This window comes from Bacteroides fragilis NCTC 9343 (assembly GCF_000025985.1).
GTDB classification, from domain to species: Bacteria; Bacteroidota; Bacteroidia; order Bacteroidales; family Bacteroidaceae; genus Bacteroides; species Bacteroides fragilis.
In genome coordinates, this window is the sequence record NC_003228.3 from 3,480,381 (window position 1) to 3,500,561 (window position 20,181).

The following is a 20,181-nucleotide window of genomic DNA, read 5'->3' on the forward strand; positions in this document are numbered from 1 at the left end:
TTAATGCGATCCCCTGTCAAGAACCCAAGGAAAAAGAGACCAGATAAAATTCATGAGTTTCAGAAAAAGCAATCCCATACAGTTTATTTGGTTCCTGAGTTGAAGCACAAATTCTCAAAACGAGGCAATCAGTATTATATTTGATTAATTCCCGGCCATCCCAATCAAAAACGGATAAGTTATTAAATAAATTGGGATTCTTGTCACCTATAAATACACTATAAATCCTTTCATCTGTAACACATAACGCAGAAAAGCCCCAAACAGTCTCCTCTGTGTTTTGGATAGTTCCGGATAAATATTGCACGACCGGAGGATAAAATTTTCGGATTGCTCTTAATTCTATGTTTTGTGATAAATCAAATAATTCAAGGATTCCTCCATATAAAGTTCCTACGGCCATCTTTTTACAATCCGGAGATATCGCAATTGCTGGCGATGACCAAACGGAACGTTCTTTCGGAGTATCTATAGGAAAATCATTGTAATCAGCCACCACTTTTGCATCTGCCAACATCTGAAAACGTTTTTGCTGATCCGACTTTGTTCCCAACTGACCATCTACCAAAAACCTACCATTCCGAAGTTCCCACACCCGGCGTACTGTACCTCCTAAATCATAAAAAGACCGTTCTTCTATCAACGCTCCCCAATTATCAGCGTCTTTATCAAACCGATAAGTCAATAACTTCATAGAAGATTCGTCATACACAGAAATTTTCTTTTCACGTGCATTATAATAGCACATGTTCGCAGTAGTCGCTTCACCCGGTCCCTGCCCTCTTGTTACAAAACTTCCAAGCAGTTGCCCTGTAGTCTTATCATATACCTGCAACCAGGCATTATCTGCCAAAGCCAATATAAAGATATAGTCCTCACTAACAGCCATATCCAAAGGATAGCTGATCAGGAGTTCGTCCGACAAACGATGAGCATGTATTTTCTTTACTTCCGGAAACGTAGGAGGTGCATAAGCACTACATTGTTTCTGACAAGAACACAAAATAGTTATTAAACAAACATACAGCGACAACTTCTTCCACATATATTAGTCAAGGCTACTTATTGCGATATTCTTTTCTATACTCGCAAAAATAATACATTTTAAATTATAAACACATCTTATTCGTAAAAATATTACCAAATGTTTTACTTAAAGTTCCTTTAACGACGCCACAATATCTTTAATCTGCGGTAGCAGTTCTAAAAACAATGAGCAAGACGTAAAACTGATATAATATACATTTTCACGCCCCTGCAAATACCATTCAGCCTTTTGCAAAGCAGATAATTCGTTAGTTTCCGGATGACGCTCTGCCTTATACGAAGTAAAAGCCATCTTTTTAACCCCATTCTTACTATTGACAGACTTATATATCACCTTCACCTGCGTAGTATCCGTCGATGCCCAAATACTGTCTTCCTTAAATATTTCCTGAAAAGATGCACATTTTTGTATTTCCATAATGGTCAATACCGCACCACAACGATCTTTACGTTTTGAATATACTCTCATAAACTTTGTAGTTTCGTATTTCCCATTAACGCGTTTCAAAGGTTCATCATTGCAAGAATGCACAGCAGAAGGACGTTTCCATCCTTTCGGCACCTCAATCACATACGTCTCACCACGCAAAAGGTTTCTATCGGGTCGTGATACTTGCCCAACAAGTTGGGCACAAAACAAAAAATTCAAAAAAATCAAAATCATCCATCTCATAATCGGGGTAAATTAAATACATAAATATGATCTTCGTCTTCAACAAAAGCTCCATAAATCTTATTTGCAACTTCATCAACGACAAAAGTGTTAATAAAACAATCGAGTTTATATTGTGTAAGTGGTTTTCCTTCCCAATCGAATACTTGGATGTTAGGAGTAGTTTTTCGATTCTCAATTTCCTCTGTTGTCATATCCATATTTAATGTATAAATATAACTGTCCGTTGCATAGATACTTATAGGATGTATGAATCTCAAATAATCATCCACATCAGGACGTTCTTGCCCGGGAAGAATATCTAAAATAACATCTCTTTTTAATTCTCCATCTTTACCATAAATTCTGAAACGGCGTATATGTTGGTAGAACGAAACGAAACAACTCTTATCAGGCTTAGCGACGGTCATCTTTATATACGCTTGATTCCTGCCCAAAACAGATCCGAAACGTTCCTCTGTTTCAGGATATTCTCCCCATGATTCATGATTTCCGTCAGGATAAAGAAACCTAAATTCTTTTTCATTCTCAAAACCTCCGTTACAACAATAACTGCTATCGGAAATACTTATCAAGTCATTAAAACAATTAAATCCATAATTTAAAGTCGAAGTCTGTACGATAGCTTTGTCTTTCTCAACACTAATATGTTTCAGGTTAATTCCGTCTAACATGACAAAACCGTTCTTCTTATGTTCCACAGGAGAAATAGAAGGAAGAAAAAAATCACCCGGTCCCTGCCCCTGTGTTCCAAAACCATATTGGAAGGTCAAATCCGGCAAATGGAAGCATTGAAACATGGTATCCATTTTTTCATTGAATACTACCAGATTACTATCACATAAAACCAAACTTCGTGGATACAATAACACCGAAGGGACCTGTATCCTGTCGGATTTCAAATTTATGGTATGTTCAAATCGAACATAATGCATAATCCTATCAGATTCTATACAACTTGATACAGTTATAAACAAAATCCCCCATAAAAAACATCTAACATTCATTATTTATCTCTTTTAAAATATCTGGCTCTCGATTATAAACCGAGACAGAGTCCGGCAGATATTCTTGCTTTAGTAATGACGACATACCATCCTCATTCTCTTCTACCAAAACTGTTGTCTCCCATCGGTCTTCTTAAAGATCCGTTCGTCCTTTCCCTCCGTATGATTCTTTAAAAATAAGGCTACCCCTTTCGGAATTACATAATTTAAAGAATCTGCTTTTGCCACTTGCCGACCTAACGAATTCCATTTCTTGTCATGCCAATAGAATAATTCATATACATCTCCTTTATGGATAAAATTATCCGAATTACGAGGAATATAAGTAAATTTCTTTATCCGGTGGGGAATGCCAAAATCTAATCCGACCCACCCCTCATCAGGAGTCTTATAATCCATATAAGTATAGGGATTGCCATCATATACTTTGTAATAATCATGCGAGCCGTCTTTCTGAAAACAACCCGGAGTTCCGATGATCCGCCCTTTCAACGCCAACGTATCCGAGGTATCTTCAAAGAAAGCCATCTCTGCTATATTGCAATAACTCCCCTTCGGCCCCTTGTACCGAACATAGCGATAAGACTTTTCTTTCTCCGGAAAAATAGTGTTGTTCAAGCGGAAAGGCCATTGTTTTACATAATACAATGTATCTGCAGAGCGAAACTGCGAATCATTACTTCCTTCAAAAACTCCTCCGGGCATACGAAGGATACCTAAGTCGCAGAACAGCGGAAACTTAAAATACAAGGTTATATCTTCTTTTTCACTTTGAGGAGTGAGCAAAGCAATCGTTCCTGACATTTTATCATAGGTAAACGGCTCGGACTGCATCACAAGACGTTTTCCATTCCATGTAGCCAAACAACCAATCACACTACCTTCCGTATCTTGAAAGCGCAATGAGTCTTCTTCAAAAACAGTCCATGCTATAGGTACCCAATCCATCCTTGTGGAAAGGCAAAAATAGACAATATCTCCTTTGTGAACTTCCTTACACAAAATATCAGAAGACACTACCAGATCACGATTCAAGCTGTCGGCATACACAGCCGTGACATCCTGATATAGAGGTTTTCGAAACGCCGGATGCATCATTTTTCCCTGTTGTCTCTTTACATCTTTCCAGTTTAAGCCATACGTATTCCGGTATACCTTTGCCTTAGGATTATACATACTCACAGCCCGTTTCCAATTAGGATCGGGAAATTCCGTAATATGCGTTTTTCCATCTTTATCCAATGTAAAATTCCAGAAATGCGGCACGTTATTATCTCCACGCATCGCCATATAGTCTGTCCCGCAAGGAATACCCAAAGCACGCATTACATACACTACCAAATCGGCGAACTCGCGACAGCTCCCCGCACGCCATGACACTACTGAAGGACCTAAATGAGGACCGGCGGGAAACAGACCGGTAAAATGGGATGGTTCCACAACAAGCGAATCCATCAACACCTTTGCAGCAACCAACGGATCCTGAGCTTGAGGCAACAACCGGATACTATCTAATATTGGATTATAGCGTTTATAAATATCTTCTCTCCAGAATCCAAGTGGTTCATCTCCCAGCCGATAAGGTAGAACAAACTCACAAAAATTATCAAAACTTACATTCTTGCCCCAAGGCTGCTCTCTCCACACCTTAAAAGCCCAATCCACGTTCTGCACCAGTAAAGAAGAATCAATATTGGCAATATCCTCTATCCGTTTTAATTGCGAAACAGAAAACGAATTTTCTTTTAAAGAATCAATCACTTCGTACGGTCCTAATTTTCCTTGCGCGTAAATATCAAAATATTGGTAATAATGCTTCAAAGCATTTCCCTCGTATCCTGCATGAAAAGGCATATTCCTGATTAGAAAGCAAACGGCCTGATACTTCAGGCTGTCATCTTTATAATGATCCAGTACTTTTTGTAGTTCTTCTTTATTGGCGAGCGGAAGAGATAAAACCTCTTCAAGACGTTTCTCTTCTTGAGTTCGACAAGATATGATGCCCCACATCATAATTACCAAGGTTAGCCACATCATCCCACGAACTCCCAGTCTCAACTTCATTATAGTCATACTTTCTACATTGATTTACCTTACAAAGTTTGAGAAAAAATAAGATTAAGGAAGCTAATATCCGGTCAAAAAACAACAAAATCAGACCATTCAGCGATTTACAGTCTATTTTACAAAATAAATAAAAGAAATTCCTCTTTTTTTGATCTGTTTCTTTCCTGTTTTTACCACTTTACAAAGAAAACCTGCCGACCGCCCTCGTTTCGAAATACGGTTTCTTCTCTCCCTCTTGATAAATTCCGAAGCCAAAGTACTGAATTTTGGGGTATATTGTCATAGTGCAATGTTAATTCTGAGGCTACTTGCCTGCCTAAAGAAATCCAACCACGAAATCCATCCTGATAAAACAGTTCATACTGATCCCCTAACCGAATGAAGTTATCATCGTTACGAGGCATATAGACTATTTTTTCAATCTTTTCCGGCTTACCTAAATCAAGTGTAACGAATGCTCCCTTCTCTTTCGTAAGAAAAAAGGTTAATCCATCACCGTCATTCACTTTAAAACGATCAAACCGGTCATCTGCAATAAAAGCATTACTGCCATCGATGACCTTAGCCGCTATTTTCTCTTGATCATCCACTTTTCGGAAAAGCTGTAATTCCGCCAGTTGAAGTGTTTTTTCGGGAGTCGAAGTATAACGTATATACCGGTATCTCTTCCGGGATTGTGGGTAGACTACCTGGTAGCTTACCTTAGGTGTATCCACTATCTGATGCAACAGGCAGGCATCCGAAAAATCCGAATGATTGGCTCCCTCTATCTTATCCCCCACTACAGCGCTGAGATAATCTTTCAGATATTGTCGCAATAAGAATTTACGGCTCAAATCCATACTTCCTTTCACAGCGCAATCGGGTTTATGATACTTCACCTCTCCCTTTTCGTCTACAAGGAAAGGGTATCCGGCTGCCACCCACTTCATCCCGTTATCATATAGCGGTTGAAACAAAATTCCGGGTTCTACATTCATAAAGGTTGCTTTATTTCCTTTCTGCACAGTTATATCTATGGGCATACATCCTTCCAATGTAAACACACCCAGGCAGATATACTTTTTATCAACCTGAGGATCAATTTCTATTGTAACCTGATTTGCCGGGAAATAGTCACTTGTAACATCTTTTAAATATGGATCTTTCAGCGGAAACGGAACAGACCGATCGCGGCGGATACCTGATACTTTCTCCTGCTGTGCTCCAAAACACCGCCTGTATACCTTCCCTTTTTCTCGTTTATCACTTCCGCCCCGCTCCACTTTAGTCTGAATAAACCAGAAAGGAACATAGCCACCGGTTGTATCCCTCAATACATTCCAGACATGACCGGCTCCCTTACCGGGTCCATAATGATAAATATCCGTTGCAGCGGGAATACCAAGCGCACGTAACACATAGACCGTAAAATCACAAGACGCCTCACAGCTTCCAACCCTGTTAGCTAGCAAAAAACCTGCACCTAAATGGGGTAAGTCCAGCTCAACACTATACCTGAAGTCTTTTTCCTGACGCAAATAAGCCCCTAAACGATCGGTGGCTTCTACCACATCTGTCCCTTGATAGAGCGAATCCAATATAGATTCATAACGCTCCCTATACCAACCACGCCATTCCTCCAAGGGTTCATCACCAATCCGATATGGCAAAATCAATTCACAGAAATCATCAAATGGCAAATATTTATTCCAGGATCTTTTTTCAAAAACTTCAAAGGCTTGATCTATGTGATGAATCAAGAACTCAGCTTTAATCACTTTAGCATCATAAACTTTCTTTAAAGTCCGAAAAGAAAAATGTTCCCATTTTTTGCGATCTTTTTTATTCACCCATCCATCCGTATGTTCTGTGGCTGCATGAATTGCTTTTAACGTATCCAATTGCCATCCTTCATAACTAAAATAGCGGGGCATATTTTCAATCAAAAAGCGTGCGGCATCCTGTTTCAGTCCGCTATCATTATAGTGTTCCAAAACTTTTTCAAGCTCTCCCCTATTCTCCCCGGCAAACTCCAACGCATATTCCAATCGTTTATTTCCTGTACAAGAACAGCACAAGCTGCCGACTAACAGCACCCATAATAGGTAAATCTTTATCATTCTTTTTTTCTACATTTTAGTTCTTACATGAACAAATCCTCAACACAACCGAAATTAACAACAATACACTATCATATTTCATTTCTAATCTTTTTTATTCCCTACCACCTTTAATGCATAATTTTCTTGTAAAGTATTCAACTGAACCACAACAGCAACCTCAAAATATCCATTCTTACTAGATGTGTCTACAATCATATATATAAGATGACTCTCCTGTTCTAAGATTACAAGATCGATATATTTTATTTACTTTTATATCATGAGAACTAACATTGGTAAATTTAAAAGAACATTTCAGTAATGTATCATTCATAATAGTACCAACATCAACTCTCCTTTTATTAAAAATAACCTCATCTTTACTTTTCCGACTAAAACAGATATAGGTATTCATAAATAGAAAAGTGATAAGAACATAAAAAAATGTCATTCTATTCGGAATTTATAAAAAACAAAACGTATATCATTCTCTGTTTCTAAAGGTAATTTACGTACTCCATAGTACCAACCATTATTGTATCCAAGAAACATAAAGTAATTGGGTACATCTATATCAGCCAGCATGTTTGAGTTTTGATACAACTGTAGCCCTGTCTTTCTCATAACTCTCTCTTTCACATATGTTCGAATCAACATATTAGTTTCAGGTACATAATCTAATCCAGCACTTGAACCAACAGTTTTATAATCTTTCATGAATGTCTTCCCCTCATCCAGTTCTGTTGTTTGCGTATAATTACGATCAATATCTCGACCTTCAAACCCCATAGTGTAAATAAGTTCATCCGGATACAAATAAACATAAATCAATGAATCTACATAATGATTTACATATACAGTATCTCCTCTCATTGCAAAACGAAAAGATTCAAAATTCGGAATAGGTTTTTCATGATAAATTTCGGGCATTTTTCCCGTGATACGTTCAACTATCATAGTATTTACGTTCAATTCCCCAAAAATATGCAACTTATCATAACGATCTGATTCTATCTCTTTCTCCGAAACGAAACGATCTATTAGGTTTACAGGAAAAATTATAATAGAGTCATTTAGATAGTAGAAATCAACTCCATAGTCAGTTAAATACATCATATTATAAGCTCGCGGGGAGTCATAATCTTTACATACTCCATTCCAACCGAAATTAATTCGACCATGATGAAATAATTCATAATCCTGTTGTTTAAAAGAATGAAGCATAATTGAATTATCAACAATTAAACACTGACCCTTTTTATTACGAATAGGATAAGCAAACATAAATTCATTTAATTCTCCAGGACCATTGCCTTTTCTAAAATGTTCAGCAACAGAATCACCAGAATTAGCTTTATAATCATAAAATTTAGAATAATATGTATCAGCAAATGTAATGATAGAGTCAACTAAATAAAAATTCCCCCAACCACTGGTATAACTGGCATCAACAACTACCGAATCCAAATATATTTTCTTATTTAATAGCCGCTCTCCAGAATGAGGAACATTCTTCGCTTGACGACTACATGCAAACAAAGAACAAAGAAGCAACAAGAATGCTATTTTTTTCATAATATAAACCAATAACTTCATTTTAAAGGCTGAGATTCATATATAATAACAATATATGAATCTTAGTTTATTATTAATCGACTTGTTTAACGACAATTTCTATCATGATTAGAACAAAGGTTAGTTCCACTCCACAATAAGCCAGGTCTCCAAGAGGAGCAAATATATCTGCCCTCTGAAGCCTTACAATAGTATTTAACTGTTTCCCTCTCCTCACTCATATTAGCCAAAGCCTCTACATTAGCTAAAGCCAAATCAGATAAAGTGGAACTCTGATAAACATTATATCCCGTAAACGCAATAACAGCTACAGCTAATAACGCTGCATAAAATTTCTTTTTCATTTTAGCATCATTAAATTTCTTTAAAGTCCGAAAAAAATATTCCTATCCGGCAAACTCCAACGCATATTCCAATCGTTTATTTCCTGTACAAGAACAGCACAAGCTACCGACTAACAGCACCCATAATAGGTAAATCTTTATCATTCTTTTTTTCTTTTCCGCTACTCCTGTCATATACTACCCTTAATCATAAAAAGCCGGCTTTCGGTGAATTGCAGCAAGTTTATCAACTACTCCTAGAAATAAACCATTGAACAAAATCGCCCCCCATGGTTATTTGTCCACTGCGCCTCAACCGTCAGCCGGCAATCTCTTAACTTTTATTTAGCATCTCCTTTTATTTTCAATTGCAAAGGTGAAACAGGCGAGTTACAGTAGACAGTAATCGTCTTGTTAAAATGCTCCGGATATTCAGCCTTATAAACGACAGTAATATCTACCGTCTTTCCGGACTGAACCGGTTCTCTCGAATACTCCACTGTAGTACATCTGCACGAAGTATTGACATCATCAATCACAAGCAACTCTTTTCCCGTATTCTCAACGGTAAAAATACATTTCTGTTCTTTTTTCCAATCAAACATACCCAAGTCCATAGACAGAGCCTCTATCTTCACCTCTGTTTGAGGACGTTTTTCATCTGGAAGAGAAGTGCCACCGGAAATTATATTCAAAAATAAATCTCTGATATTCGGGTTATGAATGGGGTTACCTACTGCTACAACCTTATTCTCCTTATTCAGTAAAAAAGTCTGGAATCTTACATCGTCAGGAAAATGATTTAACTTATTAAAAGAATCGAGTGTGTCAACACAAACCGGATAGGTAAATTTATCCATTCTCATTGTATGATATATGTCTCTTCCATTCTTGGGAAAGAAAAAAAACAAAAACTGTACACGCTCAGACTGAGTAGAATCCACATAATGGATTAACTCTTTCCATTTAGACAAGTGTAATTTACAACTGGTGCAACCGGCAGAATCAACATAGGCGACAATCTTATATTCGGTATCTTTTATACGAAAATCAACATTCTCTTTACCCTGAATACTAAAATACATTTTATTCGGGAAAACAATTTCCTTATTCATCCATTCCCTCAAAACAGATTCCGCATGTTTTTTATTCTCATCTTTACAAGAAAACAAAAAAGAAAAAGCTAATAACACATATAAGTATTTCATAAATATCTACTAATTTATATCTAAATCAAGGAAATAAAAAGACTGCCCATTATTTGAGTTAATACCACAAAAAAGATTTCTATCCGGATCTATAAAAAAGAAAAAAATCTTTTCATCCAATCGATAACGCGCTATTGGTCTACCTTCCCAATCTACTATAACCAAACTGGATTGCTCACCCTCCGGACATAGCAAATAAATGTATTTATCAGTAACAAAACAATCTCTAATAAACGTTGTCCAACGTTTAGGATCTGCATCCACAACATATTTATTAGATGCATAATCAAGACATACATCGTGCAATAATCGGGCACTCAAATCATAAATCCGAAAACGGCGAGTCCTCACATAATTAACTAAGATGCGACTTCCGTCCGGTTTTGGCCATACTTCGTGCGCATAGGCAAACTTAAAGTCAAATATCGTTTTAAATCTTACCTCAGTACGCTCCGGATAATGCCCTTTAGGATATAAGATATTATTCTCAGCATCAAGCATATAGAACTCATTTAACCTAATATCATTATAAGAAGGATCCGTATATGCATGAGCTGTATACATTTTATCATTCAATTTCTTAATTTTAGATAATCGAATCTTATTGCTATTATAAAGGAAATGAGTTGTCGTTTTCTGCAACAAATCCTTATCTGTTAAATGATATAAATATAACGAATCATCTTTTACCAAGTAAAAGCCTTCATTGCATTCGGCTAATATCTGTTTATATTCTGACAAACTACCGGTATAGCTCAAAAATTTCATTTCCGGATAAGCAAACACAGCATAAATAGAATCTGTAGTTGACGTACGAACCAATACCCGCTTATCGCCATCCCACACCATACACCGTGCATTTACCTGCATAGGATCCATTTCTACTTTAGAAAGCATAACAGTAGTATCTTTCAAGAGAAAAGACGAATAATAAGTAATAGGCACGTCAACCTCCGTGGGTTTGCATGAGACAAAAAGTATACAAGCTACCCCAATAATCCCAAGCCAATTTCTATAAATCATATTTCGCCAATGCAAAATCAGGATTAACTCCTATCACATACAGAGCATTACTTCGTCCGTCAGCAGCAATGCGCATTACAGGCATGCCCAAATTTACAATTTTCAGTAATTTACCATCATAATCATACACAAAAACCGTACGGGGACATTTACTTGCATTACGTCCGACAGTCCTTTCATCCAACGGATCAACTTCCCGGTCACGCTCCAGAGTAACAATATAATCTTTAGTCATGCATATATCTCTCACTCCCATCACGCTACGATCAAACCTAATCGCCCCATCAACAACAGAATAGTTTTCTTTTTCAGGCATGCGTTCCCATAATAACTTAAAATTATCCCCTTCCTTTTTATACAAAGCCAAATAAGAAAAATTAAAAGGACCAAAAGCAAGGAGTCCACGATCTTTATCGTAAGTTTTATATGTACCCATATGGTGTTTCACTTCACGAATCGGATAAACCCCAAATGTAGATTTTTTCCCATTTGAACTCACTTTAAAATAATCGTTCTCACCATTTTCGGTTTCAGTCAGATACAGTTGTTCGTCCAATTTAGCCATTCGTATATTCCGATCAAAATCTGATAAAGACATAAAAGGTTCTTTTCCGACAATTAAACTGTCAATAGATAAATAGCCTCTGGTTTTCCCGTTAGCATCATGAGCAGCAATACAGCGATTAATGGAAAAACGATTGATTAAAGGACTTACAAATTCCTGTGGACCTTCTCCCTTTTGCCCCATAGAACCGATATATTTTCCATCGGAAGAACGATGTACATGCAGAAATTTGTTATCAGAGAAAGGATCAGACCAAACTAAATAATCGTCAATCAGCAATAAATCACCAGGCATAGTTGTCAAAAGACTATCATTCATTACCTGGGGTTGTAAACTCACCTTATCAGGTACATCAGTAGTTGTGCAGGAAGTAAACACTGTTAAAACAGAAATAATATATAGAATTATCTTATGCATAACTTTAATAAAGTTACCAAAAGATGTGTCACAAATATTACAACTGACACATCCTTTTTATTAAATTTTAATTTGTATAATGGCTACATCCACTTACTGTATAGCAGCTATTACCAGTCACTTCTATTGCACAAGCATAAGTATAATGAATATAATCACACTTACAACATTCTTGTGACCAAGAACCTTCACAATTTCCATTCGAAAGTTCTCCATTTGCCAATGCTTCTACGTTAGCCATTGCCAAATCAGATAAAGAGGCATCCGCCTTTTGACTCTGATAAACATTATATCCCGTAAATGCAATAACAACTACAGCTAATAACGCTGCATAATATTTCTTTTTCATTCTTTTTATTTTATATTGATAATAATAATTTTGTCTATGTCTCCTTTCCTGGAAGATGTACCTGTTAAACCTCCTTTTCTAAAGGTTGTCAGGAGCGGGAAAATAGCTTCCATATCGACAAGTTGGCTTTACCCGCTCCTTTTCGAACCTGTTACACTTGACTTTAGCCAAAGCGGAACTCCACAATGGGTTGGTCGTTATTAACATCTGTTGCTGTAATAGTCTTATTTCTTTCATCAACATGGAAACCTGTGATATAACGATCTAAGGTATATTTACATAAAGGTTCCCCTTGTAAGTTGAAAACATAAATATATTGTCCACCATCTGTAGCTCTTCCCTCCTTTTGGTGCTGTGCCATAATCTCTTTAAAAGTGTGACCATGGAAAACAGCATAAATAGCCTCATCCGTAACCTGCACATCCGAGAATCCCATGATCCCATCCGGAATAGCATACCCGCCCGCAAGTTTGAATTCCGGTTCCCCTTTAGGACCTAAACAGACCCTATGAAAACCGTTTTGAAGATTATAAATCTCAAGAACTTCACCTAATTGAGTAGCAGCAACCAACACTCCGTTATGAGGATTATAATCTATAAAACTGCGCCAAGCTTGTGCTAAGGCAGGACGCGCCTCTTTCAATGCTTCTTCGTTCAATGAAGGAATCACTCCACTTTTTTTCAAAAACTTTCCTTGTCGGTTCACCCAACAGAATCGGCTATCTCCCGAATAGTCAGGTATCAGAAAAGTCGTATCATTGAATGCCACAAAATCAAGAGCACGCAGAATGCTGTCTTTATCGAAAGAGATCGCTTCTGCACGCAGAAGCGAATCTCTATCCGAAACAAACTCAAACCTAGTTAACTCGCCTTTGTTGGCATCTAAAGTCCAAAATGAACCATCTATACATTTCACTGTTTCTACTGAAAGCATCTCTTCCGGTGAATCCCCTCTCCTGCCAAACGAAGACAGATAATGGAAATCAGGATAATGAAAAAGATGGCAATACACATCAGTACCATGTAAATCCAAGACAACAGCCTGATCACCGGACACATGTACCCGAAACGGATAACGCATATAAACCGAATCAAGCTGAATTACCTTAGAATGTAGTGTCTCCTCCTTAGGAAAAGAAACATACAACATCCGATCTTTCGGCAAATCTGAAGTGCACCCGGTAAAGATTGCCAAAAGAAAGAGAAATGTCAGACAGTATTTCATGATTTTCAATTACCTATAATACAATACTTTGGATCCATCATTAGGGCAAACTACTGAACCTGTTCCCACACATATAGCAGGTGAAGTCCCCTCACCTGTTGCCAACGCTTCTACATTCATCATTACTAATGATGAAGGATCCTCTCTCTTTTCTCTCATAAACATAGAGACTACAATTACTGTAACAACAGCTAATACTGCTAAAATCTTTATTTTCATTTCACCAATAAATTAATAAATATCAGCAAAGATAAGCGAGTGGATAGAAGCACACAAATGTTCTACGTCAACACTTTTATTAACAACGTCATTTTATTTAATGACGTCTAAATATCAATATATTAAGTTCTAATAAGATAGCAATTGTTTTTATCACTAATTCAACAAACAGGATGGTAAATTCAAACTTTTAAAGTAACTTTGCGACACCAACACAAGATCTGGCAAATATGAATAAAAGAATATTCTTAGTAATCGGAGTCATTATACTATTTATTATGATTGCTATAGGTGTTTCGACCTATACAATTATTCATTCCCTCATTCAAAAAGAAAAAGAAGCATTCAAGCCACAAGTTGAAAACATCTTGAAAGAAGCGGTTATCAACAATATAACTCAAAAAACTAAAGACTTAGCATTGAATGGACTTAGTAATTCACCTAATAAAATTGGAACATATGAAACTCGCACTTTCTGTTCAAAAGATACACTGTTCACCTATCAACACCAAGTTCAAGATATTGATACAGAAATATTCTTTGCCCGTCAATTAGGATTGCTTATGATGGATAGTTTACAAAGCACTGATATACAAAATCTAATAATTAATAGTTTAAGTAAGAACAAAATAAAAGGATATATTAATGTTGGCATTATTACTTCCAAACACCTACAAAGAGAAATATGGAGTCAGCCTCAAAGTAGCATTCCTTGTAATGCAGAAAAAATTATCTATCACTTGGAAGATGAAATTGTTAGTGTAGATTACATAATGTATATCGACTATAGTTTCTCAACTTTGTGGAAGCGAATGCCTAAAACCAATATCTACATCAATTTAGTAGTCGAAGTGATTCTCATCTACACCATTACTCTATTTGTACTATACTATAGGAAACAGCAAAAGAACAGATCTGTATCTACAGTTGATATAACATCAGATCCCAATATTATCACGGACCCCATATCAGTTGACAATACTGTAGAAACAGAAAAGCGGACTAATTCTACCATAAAAGAGGAGTTATCATTCAAGGATCAATTTGTCTTTGAGAAAGACTTTGTCCTATTCAATGACCGTCCGATCAAAATGCCTAATCAACAACAAAAGATATTAATATTTTTCTTAAATAGGCCTAATTACAGAGTGAACAAACACGAATTGAAGGAAGAGTTTTGGCCTAAAAACAGTGATCCAACCAATAATATGACAAGCGCAATCAATAAATTAAAGAAAATTTTAGAGGAAATCAACAGTAAGTATACAATTATCACCGACAAGACTAATGAAGAATACTATGTACTAATCAGGGATAAATCAGCAGAAAAAATATAGATATATAAGGATAAAATAATAAAAAGTATGCGGGATACATCACGCACCCCGCACACAACAACCATTTAAGTATTAAACAATTAAACTAAAAACATATGATAGTACTATATAAAAAAACAAGTCCAAATCCAGTGTTGCATCAATGAATGCTAACATAGAGATGAAACTACTCTTAGAATCTTTTCACATACCTGCTTATCTTCATGGAGTAATTTGCCATTGAAAAATATCCATCATCAGATTTAACAGGTTTGTCTGTAAAGCCTACAGCATATTAACTTTGAAGCTCAGCATCTGTAAGATTAATCCATTTTTCACAAGGGGTGGTAAACAAACATCTCCAATTGTCCCACTCTCGTTCACTTACTTCCGACATATAGCTTATCTCCCTTCCAGTAAATGAGCTATATCCTCTTGATTGCCTGATTGCTTATACGTTCCATCGCCGCAGATAATAATATGCTTTTCATCTAAACTAAAATTATTTATTCTACAATAAATTGTCCATATACATAACCACCATTCGAATTGGTAAATTCAAGCAGGTAAGTTCCCGGTGCTAAATCGGCAATAGAGAACGAAGTAGCTTGATTAGCAGCAGTTACATCCACAGAAGATGAATAAACTTCTTTTTTGGTATCATCTTTCACTGTAATATCCACATTACCTATAACCTTTGTAAATTCAATAAATAAAGTAGTGCCATCAATATCTGCAGAAATAGGAATCAACGGATTGATGGAACGATTACCTTCTTCGATAATTTCACCATCTAAAACAATGGGTCTACGAAGAATTTGAGTGGACATAGCACACATGGACTGTCCAATGAACAATACCACAATTAACGATAAAATAACACGCAATTTCATATTTTATTTGTTTTGGTTTCGTCAAATGTAGCGCATATTTTTCAGACAGCCAAAGAAATTACCCGGACAAATTCAGGTAGGGTTAATGGCATCTAATTATCTTAAAATCAATAGATAAAAAATAAGGAACAGATATTTACCCGGACAATTTCCCCTCAAGCCAAACTAATATTTTAGCAAAAAAACGTCCAAATCATCCGAAGCAGATAGATTCAGTCGTTTTTTCATACGTCTTTTAGCTTTTGTCACTGAATCAGTCTCCGTCAGAAAAATACTTCCTAAGACCTCATGTTCAATACCAAATCTTAATAGACAGCAAATTTCAATATCATGTTTGGTAAGAGTAGGAAAATCATTCTTAATACGCGTAATAAAATCACCATGTATAGCATTAGATAGATGAAATAACTTATCCCAATCGGCATCCAAAAGCAATTTCTTACCTGAAGTATTCTCTATATTTTTCCCTCTTAACATTATTAGTATATGAAGTGCTTGCATATAAATAGCATAGAGATCATCGGCTTCACTTTCCGGTATATCATGCTTCTTCTCTGTTAAACGAAGAGATAATGCTTTATTCTGATCTTCAAGGACAGACATTTTCCCATGCAATTCTCCTATCTGATTTCGATAATCCTGCAATGTTTCTCTTTGTAAGTCCTGATAATTGAGTATTTGCCTTTGATACATCTTTATGTCAGCATCATTTTTACGAATTCTTTCATTGATATCCTTAACCAGTTTCTGATTCGTTCTATATTTATAATAAATATAAATAATAACCATTATTGCAATAAAACTCACAAATGAACTTATTAAAAGAATATTCTTTTTCTCAATACTGGATTGTAGACTTTCCCTCTGCCATTTTTCACTATTATACCGACTCTGTAAAGTTGCTATGCTATTTTGAATATCAATATCTTGAGTAATAATTCGTAAAGAGTCAGCTATGTCTTTATACCCGATAGCACCTTTAAAATTATTCAATTCTTTCTCCAAATCATATAAACATTCACAAGCATCTCTCTTTATAACGAGATTAGAACTTCCAAGACATAATAAGAGATATCTCTCTGCATCTTTTAATCTGTCCATATATAAATACAGATTTCCCAATGCTAAATAACCTGAAAATAATTTTTCTGGATCTTTTTCTTTTTCTATAAAAGATAAAAAATATTGCTCAGCACCAACATAATCTTTTTCAGAACGATGAATTACTCCTAATTCTAAAAGTATTGATCCTACAGCAGAATACTTTTTAAGGTTTAAAATATATAATGCTTTATCATAATAATAGTAAGCACTGTCTATTTGATTCTTATATAAGAATCCCCGACCTAAATTCCTATACGCATAAAGCATACATAAAGAATCTGGTATTGAAGCATAAAAATCAAACGATTCTTTATAATCATTTAAAGCTGCATCAAGTAATTTCTGCCGGCGATTTAAATCTCCAATTTTCTCTGTTACAAGTCCCAATAATTTAAACTGATCACTGCTTTGAAGTACATCTTTCGCCTTTAAATAAAACGTCATTGCATCCTCTACTTTATCAAGGCTTTCCATCACCCTTCCATAATAATAAAAAGATTTTCCTTTAGCTACAAGATCTTCAGTATGGCCTCCATAATAACCAACAGCAAATTTAATCAGCGAATCTGAAGTAAAATTTATGTAGTTTTTATCCATAGCCTGTGTCATCAATAGGCTATAGTCCGCCTGCGCTTTACCATGAAGAGTTTCCGGAGTTGGGATATGTTGCAAAATAGCCATTGCACTATCCGGGCGAGATTCCATTATTTTCTCAGCCTGAGACAGAGATGACATGACTCCATCCGGCGTCGAATAACATGATACAACTAAAAGACTAAATAAAGCAATAAAAAGGTAACCAAATAGTGAGTGCGTGTTCATTTTCATTAAGTTTTTTCGCAAAAATACGAAAAAAACTTATTAGCTAATGGTTCAAGGTCGCATTTTGTTCCATGCGCTGATGCTCTTCAATCAGCTCCATATTCGATTTCGCTTTTGTAATAAAATCCTTCACTAATTTGTTATTCTTAAACGAATAAGGAGCATCTTTCATGATGTCCTCTATTTGGGGAGTCATAACAGGATAAGGTAGTGTGCTGCACAGCATCATAAATACACTCGGACCTAAAACTGTTTCGTAGTTATCTGAGATAAATTTTTTGATAAAGCCATTCATATCTTGCATTAACGAATCGCCCTCGTGAGTCAATTGCTCATGAATATCAGCCAAGTCGGCACCATCCATCACCATGCGGGCTTCTTTACGTTGCAATTCTTCTATCTGAACATCCAATGAATTCTTTTTATCAATAAAAGCGTAGAGGGCATTGTTCAGAGCGGTTCCTTTTGCTACCAATTCTGTATTTGTAATTGAAACCTGAATATTACCTTTTTCAATCACTAAAGGCATGATGCTTTCGTCACCGATATAGAGTGTAGCCATTACTACCGAATCGACTTTACCTTTCATCGAAAATAGTCCATGCACCACTTCGGCAGAATCAATATTGAGCCACTCGCCATTCTGAAGCACTTTAATAAAAAGCATTTTACCGTCCAGACTGGTTACAGAAGAGGCGCCTTCAATCTTATACTTGCGACTACAAGAGGTAAAAACAAAAAGCAAAAGTAAAAAAGGCAATACTTTATTCATAGGATACACAACTTTTTCGACGACAAAGGTACAACGGATTCGTATGCAAATGAAACATTTTATCAATATTTAAAACTTGTAAGACTCTTTTCTTTAATAATCCTTATAAACATCTACATAAGGACGGATTTTTCATTTACTTTACCTAAATTTGCACTTTCGGAGTTGACAAATAGTCAATGAGTTATTGAAGCCGTCAATCCGTTAATCCGTAAAATTGTAACCGTATATTATAGAAATGTCTACCTACGCACCCTTTGCCAAGCCGCTATACGTAATGCTCAAGCCCGTAGGGGCTGTATGCAACCTTGCATGTGATTATTGTTATTATCTGGAAAAGTCCCGGCTTTATCAAGAAAATCCCAAACATGTGATGAGCGATGAACTGCTTGAAAAGTTTATCGAGCAATACATCAATTCGCAAACCATGCCGCAAGTACTCTTCACCTGGCACGGAGGAGAGACATTGATGCGTCCACTCTCTTTCTACAAAAAAGCAATGGAGTTGCAGAAGAAATATGCCCGTGGAAGAAGCATAGACAACTGCATACAGACTAACGGAACCCTGTTGACCGACGAGTGGTGTGAGTTTTTTCGTGAAAACAACTGGCTGGTAGGAGTCTCGATAGACGGTCCTCAAGAGTTTCATGATGAATACCGGAAAAACAAGCTTGGCAAACCCTCGTTTGTGAAAGTCACGAATGGCATCAATCTTTTGAAAAAGCATGGAGTAGAATGGAATGCCATGGCGGTAGTGAATGACTTTAATGCTGATTATCCGTTGGACTTTTATCACTTTTTCAAAGAATTAGGTTGCCATTATATTCAGTTCGCTCCCATTGTGGAACGGATCTTCCCGCATCAGGACGGACGTCATCTGGCCTCACTGGCACAGCGCGAAGGAGGAGAACTGGCAGAATTTTCCGTAACACCGGAGCAATGGGGAAACTTTCTCTGTACACTCTTCGATGAATGGGTGAAAGAAGATGTAGGCGACTATTATATCCAACTCTTCGATTCTACCCTTGCCAACTGGGTAGGCGAACAACCGGGAGTATGCTCCATGGCAAAAACATGCGGACACGCCGGCGTAATGGAATTCAACGGAGACGTCTACTCATGTGACCATTTCGTGTTTCCGGAATTCAAACTGGGCAACATTTACAATCAAACTTTGGTAGAGATGATGTATAGTGAACGCCAGACTGCTTTCGGACAAATGAAACAAAAGTCACTTCCCACCCAGTGCAAAGAGTGCGAATTTTTATTTGCCTGCAATGGTGAATGCCCCAAAAATCGTTTTTGTCGCACAGCAAATGGTGAACCGGGACTAAACTATCTGTGCAAAGGATATCATCAATTTTTCAAGCATGTGGCTCCTTATATGGATTTCATGAAAAACGAATTGATGAACCAGCGGCCGCCGGCCAATGTGATGGACGCTATCAAAGAAAACAAATTGATCATAGATTAAAATAGTAAAACAACGAAT

At 36.5% G+C, this 20,181-nt stretch carries 18 protein-coding genes; 2 read left to right on the plus strand and 16 right to left on the minus strand.

Annotation, left to right across the window (positions count from 1 at the left end; all coding sequences use genetic code 11):
- Positions 1–16: 16 nt before the first annotated feature.
- From BF9343_RS14330 to BF9343_RS22895, 13 genes are all read right to left on the minus strand, one after another.
- Positions 17–1,045, minus strand: coding sequence for a BF3164 family lipoprotein (locus BF9343_RS14330; RefSeq protein ID WP_010993217.1), 1,029 nt, complete (start codon positions 1,043–1,045; stop codon positions 17–19).
- Positions 1,046–1,153: 108 nt separating this feature from the next.
- Positions 1,154–1,720, minus strand: coding sequence for a hypothetical protein (locus BF9343_RS14335; RefSeq protein WP_010993218.1), 567 nt, complete (start codon positions 1,718–1,720; stop codon positions 1,154–1,156).
- On the minus strand, positions 1,717–2,727 hold the full coding sequence (locus tag BF9343_RS14340) for a BF3164 family lipoprotein (protein WP_010993219.1): 1,011 nt from the start codon (positions 2,725–2,727) through the stop codon (positions 1,717–1,719). The genes BF9343_RS14335 and BF9343_RS14340 overlap by 4 nt, the downstream gene beginning before the upstream one ends.
- Before the next feature lie 102 nt (positions 2,728–2,829).
- Positions 2,830–4,791 carry a transglutaminase domain-containing protein gene (locus BF9343_RS14345; protein ID WP_032568131.1) on the minus strand — a complete coding sequence of 654 codons (1,962 nt, stop codon included), beginning with the start codon at positions 4,789–4,791 and terminating at the stop codon, positions 2,830–2,832.
- Positions 4,792–4,964: 173 nt separating this feature from the next.
- Positions 4,965–6,896 (minus strand): transglutaminase-like domain-containing protein, encoded by a 1,932-nt coding sequence (locus BF9343_RS14350; RefSeq protein WP_010993222.1) that lies wholly within the window; start codon positions 6,894–6,896, stop codon positions 4,965–4,967.
- Positions 6,897–7,325: 429 nt separating this feature from the next.
- On the minus strand, positions 7,326–8,453 hold the full coding sequence (locus tag BF9343_RS14355; RefSeq protein ID WP_224223145.1) for a hypothetical protein: 1,128 nt from the start codon (positions 8,451–8,453) through the stop codon (positions 7,326–7,328).
- 86 nt (positions 8,454–8,539) lie between these two features.
- Positions 8,540–8,797, minus strand: a complete 258-nt coding sequence (locus BF9343_RS22890) for an NVEALA domain-containing protein (RefSeq protein ID WP_005789035.1) — start codon at positions 8,795–8,797, stop codon at positions 8,540–8,542.
- 320 nt (positions 8,798–9,117) lie between these two features.
- Positions 9,118–9,984, minus strand: coding sequence for a DUF1573 domain-containing protein (locus BF9343_RS14360; protein WP_010993225.1), 867 nt, complete (start codon positions 9,982–9,984; stop codon positions 9,118–9,120).
- Between the two features lie 9 nt (positions 9,985–9,993).
- Positions 9,994–11,007 carry a hypothetical protein gene (locus BF9343_RS14365; RefSeq protein WP_010993226.1) on the minus strand — a complete coding sequence of 338 codons (1,014 nt, stop codon included), beginning with the start codon at positions 11,005–11,007 and terminating at the stop codon, positions 9,994–9,996.
- Positions 10,997–11,989, minus strand: a complete 993-nt coding sequence (locus BF9343_RS14370; RefSeq protein ID WP_005789041.1) for a BF3164 family lipoprotein — start codon at positions 11,987–11,989, stop codon at positions 10,997–10,999. Before BF9343_RS14370 ends, BF9343_RS14365 begins: the two co-directional genes overlap by 11 nt.
- Before the next feature lie 67 nt (positions 11,990–12,056).
- Positions 12,057–12,338, minus strand: a complete 282-nt coding sequence (locus BF9343_RS14375; protein ID WP_005789042.1) for an NVEALA domain-containing protein — start codon at positions 12,336–12,338, stop codon at positions 12,057–12,059.
- A gap of 163 nt (positions 12,339–12,501) precedes the next feature.
- Positions 12,502–13,563 (minus strand): TolB-like 6-bladed beta-propeller domain-containing protein, encoded by a 1,062-nt coding sequence (locus BF9343_RS14380; protein ID WP_010993227.1) that lies wholly within the window; start codon positions 13,561–13,563, stop codon positions 12,502–12,504.
- 9 nt (positions 13,564–13,572) lie between these two features.
- A complete protein-coding gene (locus tag BF9343_RS22895) occupies positions 13,573–13,782 on the minus strand; it encodes an NVEALA domain-containing protein (RefSeq protein ID WP_005815102.1) in 210 nt (69 codons plus the stop codon).
- A gap of 230 nt (positions 13,783–14,012) precedes the next feature.
- Here BF9343_RS22895 and BF9343_RS14385 point away from each other — a divergent pair, with 230 nt between their 5' ends.
- Positions 14,013–15,119 (plus strand): helix-turn-helix domain-containing protein, encoded by a 1,107-nt coding sequence (locus tag BF9343_RS14385; RefSeq protein WP_010993228.1) that lies wholly within the window; start codon positions 14,013–14,015, stop codon positions 15,117–15,119.
- Positions 15,120–15,604: 485 nt separating this feature from the next.
- Here the strand turns inward: BF9343_RS14385 and BF9343_RS14390 are convergent, their stop codons facing one another.
- The 3 genes from BF9343_RS14390 to BF9343_RS14400 all read right to left on the minus strand — a co-directional run bounded on the left by BF9343_RS14390 (position 15,605) and on the right by BF9343_RS14400 (position 18,689).
- The gene (locus tag BF9343_RS14390) at positions 15,605–15,991 is read right to left on the minus strand and encodes a DUF3244 domain-containing protein (protein ID WP_008661026.1); all 387 of its coding nucleotides are present in this window, start codon (positions 15,989–15,991) and stop codon (positions 15,605–15,607) included.
- 165 nt (positions 15,992–16,156) lie between these two features.
- The gene (locus tag BF9343_RS14395) at positions 16,157–17,917 is read right to left on the minus strand and encodes a tetratricopeptide repeat protein (RefSeq protein ID WP_008661028.1); all 1,761 of its coding nucleotides are present in this window, start codon (positions 17,915–17,917) and stop codon (positions 16,157–16,159) included.
- Positions 17,918–17,960: 43 nt separating this feature from the next.
- Entirely contained in the window at positions 17,961–18,689 is a 729-nt protein-coding gene (locus BF9343_RS14400) for a DUF4369 domain-containing protein (RefSeq protein WP_005789092.1), read from the minus strand.
- 238 nt (positions 18,690–18,927) lie between these two features.
- On the opposite strand from BF9343_RS14400, the gene BF9343_RS14405 reads away from it, so the two are divergent.
- Positions 18,928–20,163 carry an anaerobic sulfatase-maturation protein gene (locus tag BF9343_RS14405; protein ID WP_010993230.1) on the plus strand — a complete coding sequence of 412 codons (1,236 nt, stop codon included), beginning with the start codon at positions 18,928–18,930 and terminating at the stop codon, positions 20,161–20,163.
- Positions 20,164–20,181 lie beyond the last annotated feature (18 nt).

What these genes read in the sequence shown, in the direction of transcription:
- BF9343_RS14330 (WP_010993217.1), bottom strand. Translation starts at nt 1,045, where the DNA reads ATGTGGAAGAAGTTGTCGCTGTATGTTTGTTTAATAACTATTTTGTGT.
- BF9343_RS14335 (WP_010993218.1), bottom strand. Translation starts at nt 1,720, where the DNA reads ATGAGATGGATGATTTTGATTTTTTTGAATTTTTTGTTTTGTGCCCAA.
- BF9343_RS14340 (WP_010993219.1), bottom strand. Translation starts at nt 2,727, where the DNA reads ATGAATGTTAGATGTTTTTTATGGGGGATTTTGTTTATAACTGTATCA.
- BF9343_RS14345 (WP_032568131.1), bottom strand. Translation starts at nt 4,791, where the DNA reads ATGAAGTTGAGACTGGGAGTTCGTGGGATGATGTGGCTAACCTTGGTA.
- BF9343_RS14350 (WP_010993222.1), bottom strand. Translation starts at nt 6,896, where the DNA reads ATGATAAAGATTTACCTATTATGGGTGCTGTTAGTCGGCAGCTTGTGC.
- BF9343_RS14355 (WP_224223145.1), bottom strand. Translation starts at nt 8,453, where the DNA reads ATGAAAAAAATAGCATTCTTGTTGCTTCTTTGTTCTTTGTTTGCATGT.
- BF9343_RS22890 (WP_005789035.1), bottom strand. Translation starts at nt 8,797, where the DNA reads ATGAAAAAGAAATTTTATGCAGCGTTATTAGCTGTAGCTGTTATTGCG.
- BF9343_RS14360 (WP_010993225.1), bottom strand. Translation starts at nt 9,984, where the DNA reads ATGAAATACTTATATGTGTTATTAGCTTTTTCTTTTTTGTTTTCTTGT.
- BF9343_RS14365 (WP_010993226.1), bottom strand. Translation starts at nt 11,007, where the DNA reads ATGATTTATAGAAATTGGCTTGGGATTATTGGGGTAGCTTGTATACTT.
- BF9343_RS14370 (WP_005789041.1), bottom strand. Translation starts at nt 11,989, where the DNA reads ATGCATAAGATAATTCTATATATTATTTCTGTTTTAACAGTGTTTACT.
- BF9343_RS14375 (WP_005789042.1), bottom strand. Translation starts at nt 12,338, where the DNA reads ATGAAAAAGAAATATTATGCAGCGTTATTAGCTGTAGTTGTTATTGCA.
- BF9343_RS14380 (WP_010993227.1), bottom strand. Translation starts at nt 13,563, where the DNA reads ATGAAATACTGTCTGACATTTCTCTTTCTTTTGGCAATCTTTACCGGG.
- BF9343_RS22895 (WP_005815102.1), bottom strand. Translation starts at nt 13,782, where the DNA reads ATGAAAATAAAGATTTTAGCAGTATTAGCTGTTGTTACAGTAATTGTA.
- BF9343_RS14385 (WP_010993228.1), top strand. Translation starts at nt 14,013, where the DNA reads ATGAATAAAAGAATATTCTTAGTAATCGGAGTCATTATACTATTTATT.
- BF9343_RS14390 (WP_008661026.1), bottom strand. Translation starts at nt 15,991, where the DNA reads ATGAAATTGCGTGTTATTTTATCGTTAATTGTGGTATTGTTCATTGGA.
- BF9343_RS14395 (WP_008661028.1), bottom strand. Translation starts at nt 17,917, where the DNA reads ATGAACACGCACTCACTATTTGGTTACCTTTTTATTGCTTTATTTAGT.
- BF9343_RS14400 (WP_005789092.1), bottom strand. Translation starts at nt 18,689, where the DNA reads ATGAATAAAGTATTGCCTTTTTTACTTTTGCTTTTTGTTTTTACCTCT.
- BF9343_RS14405 (WP_010993230.1), top strand. Translation starts at nt 18,928, where the DNA reads ATGTCTACCTACGCACCCTTTGCCAAGCCGCTATACGTAATGCTCAAG.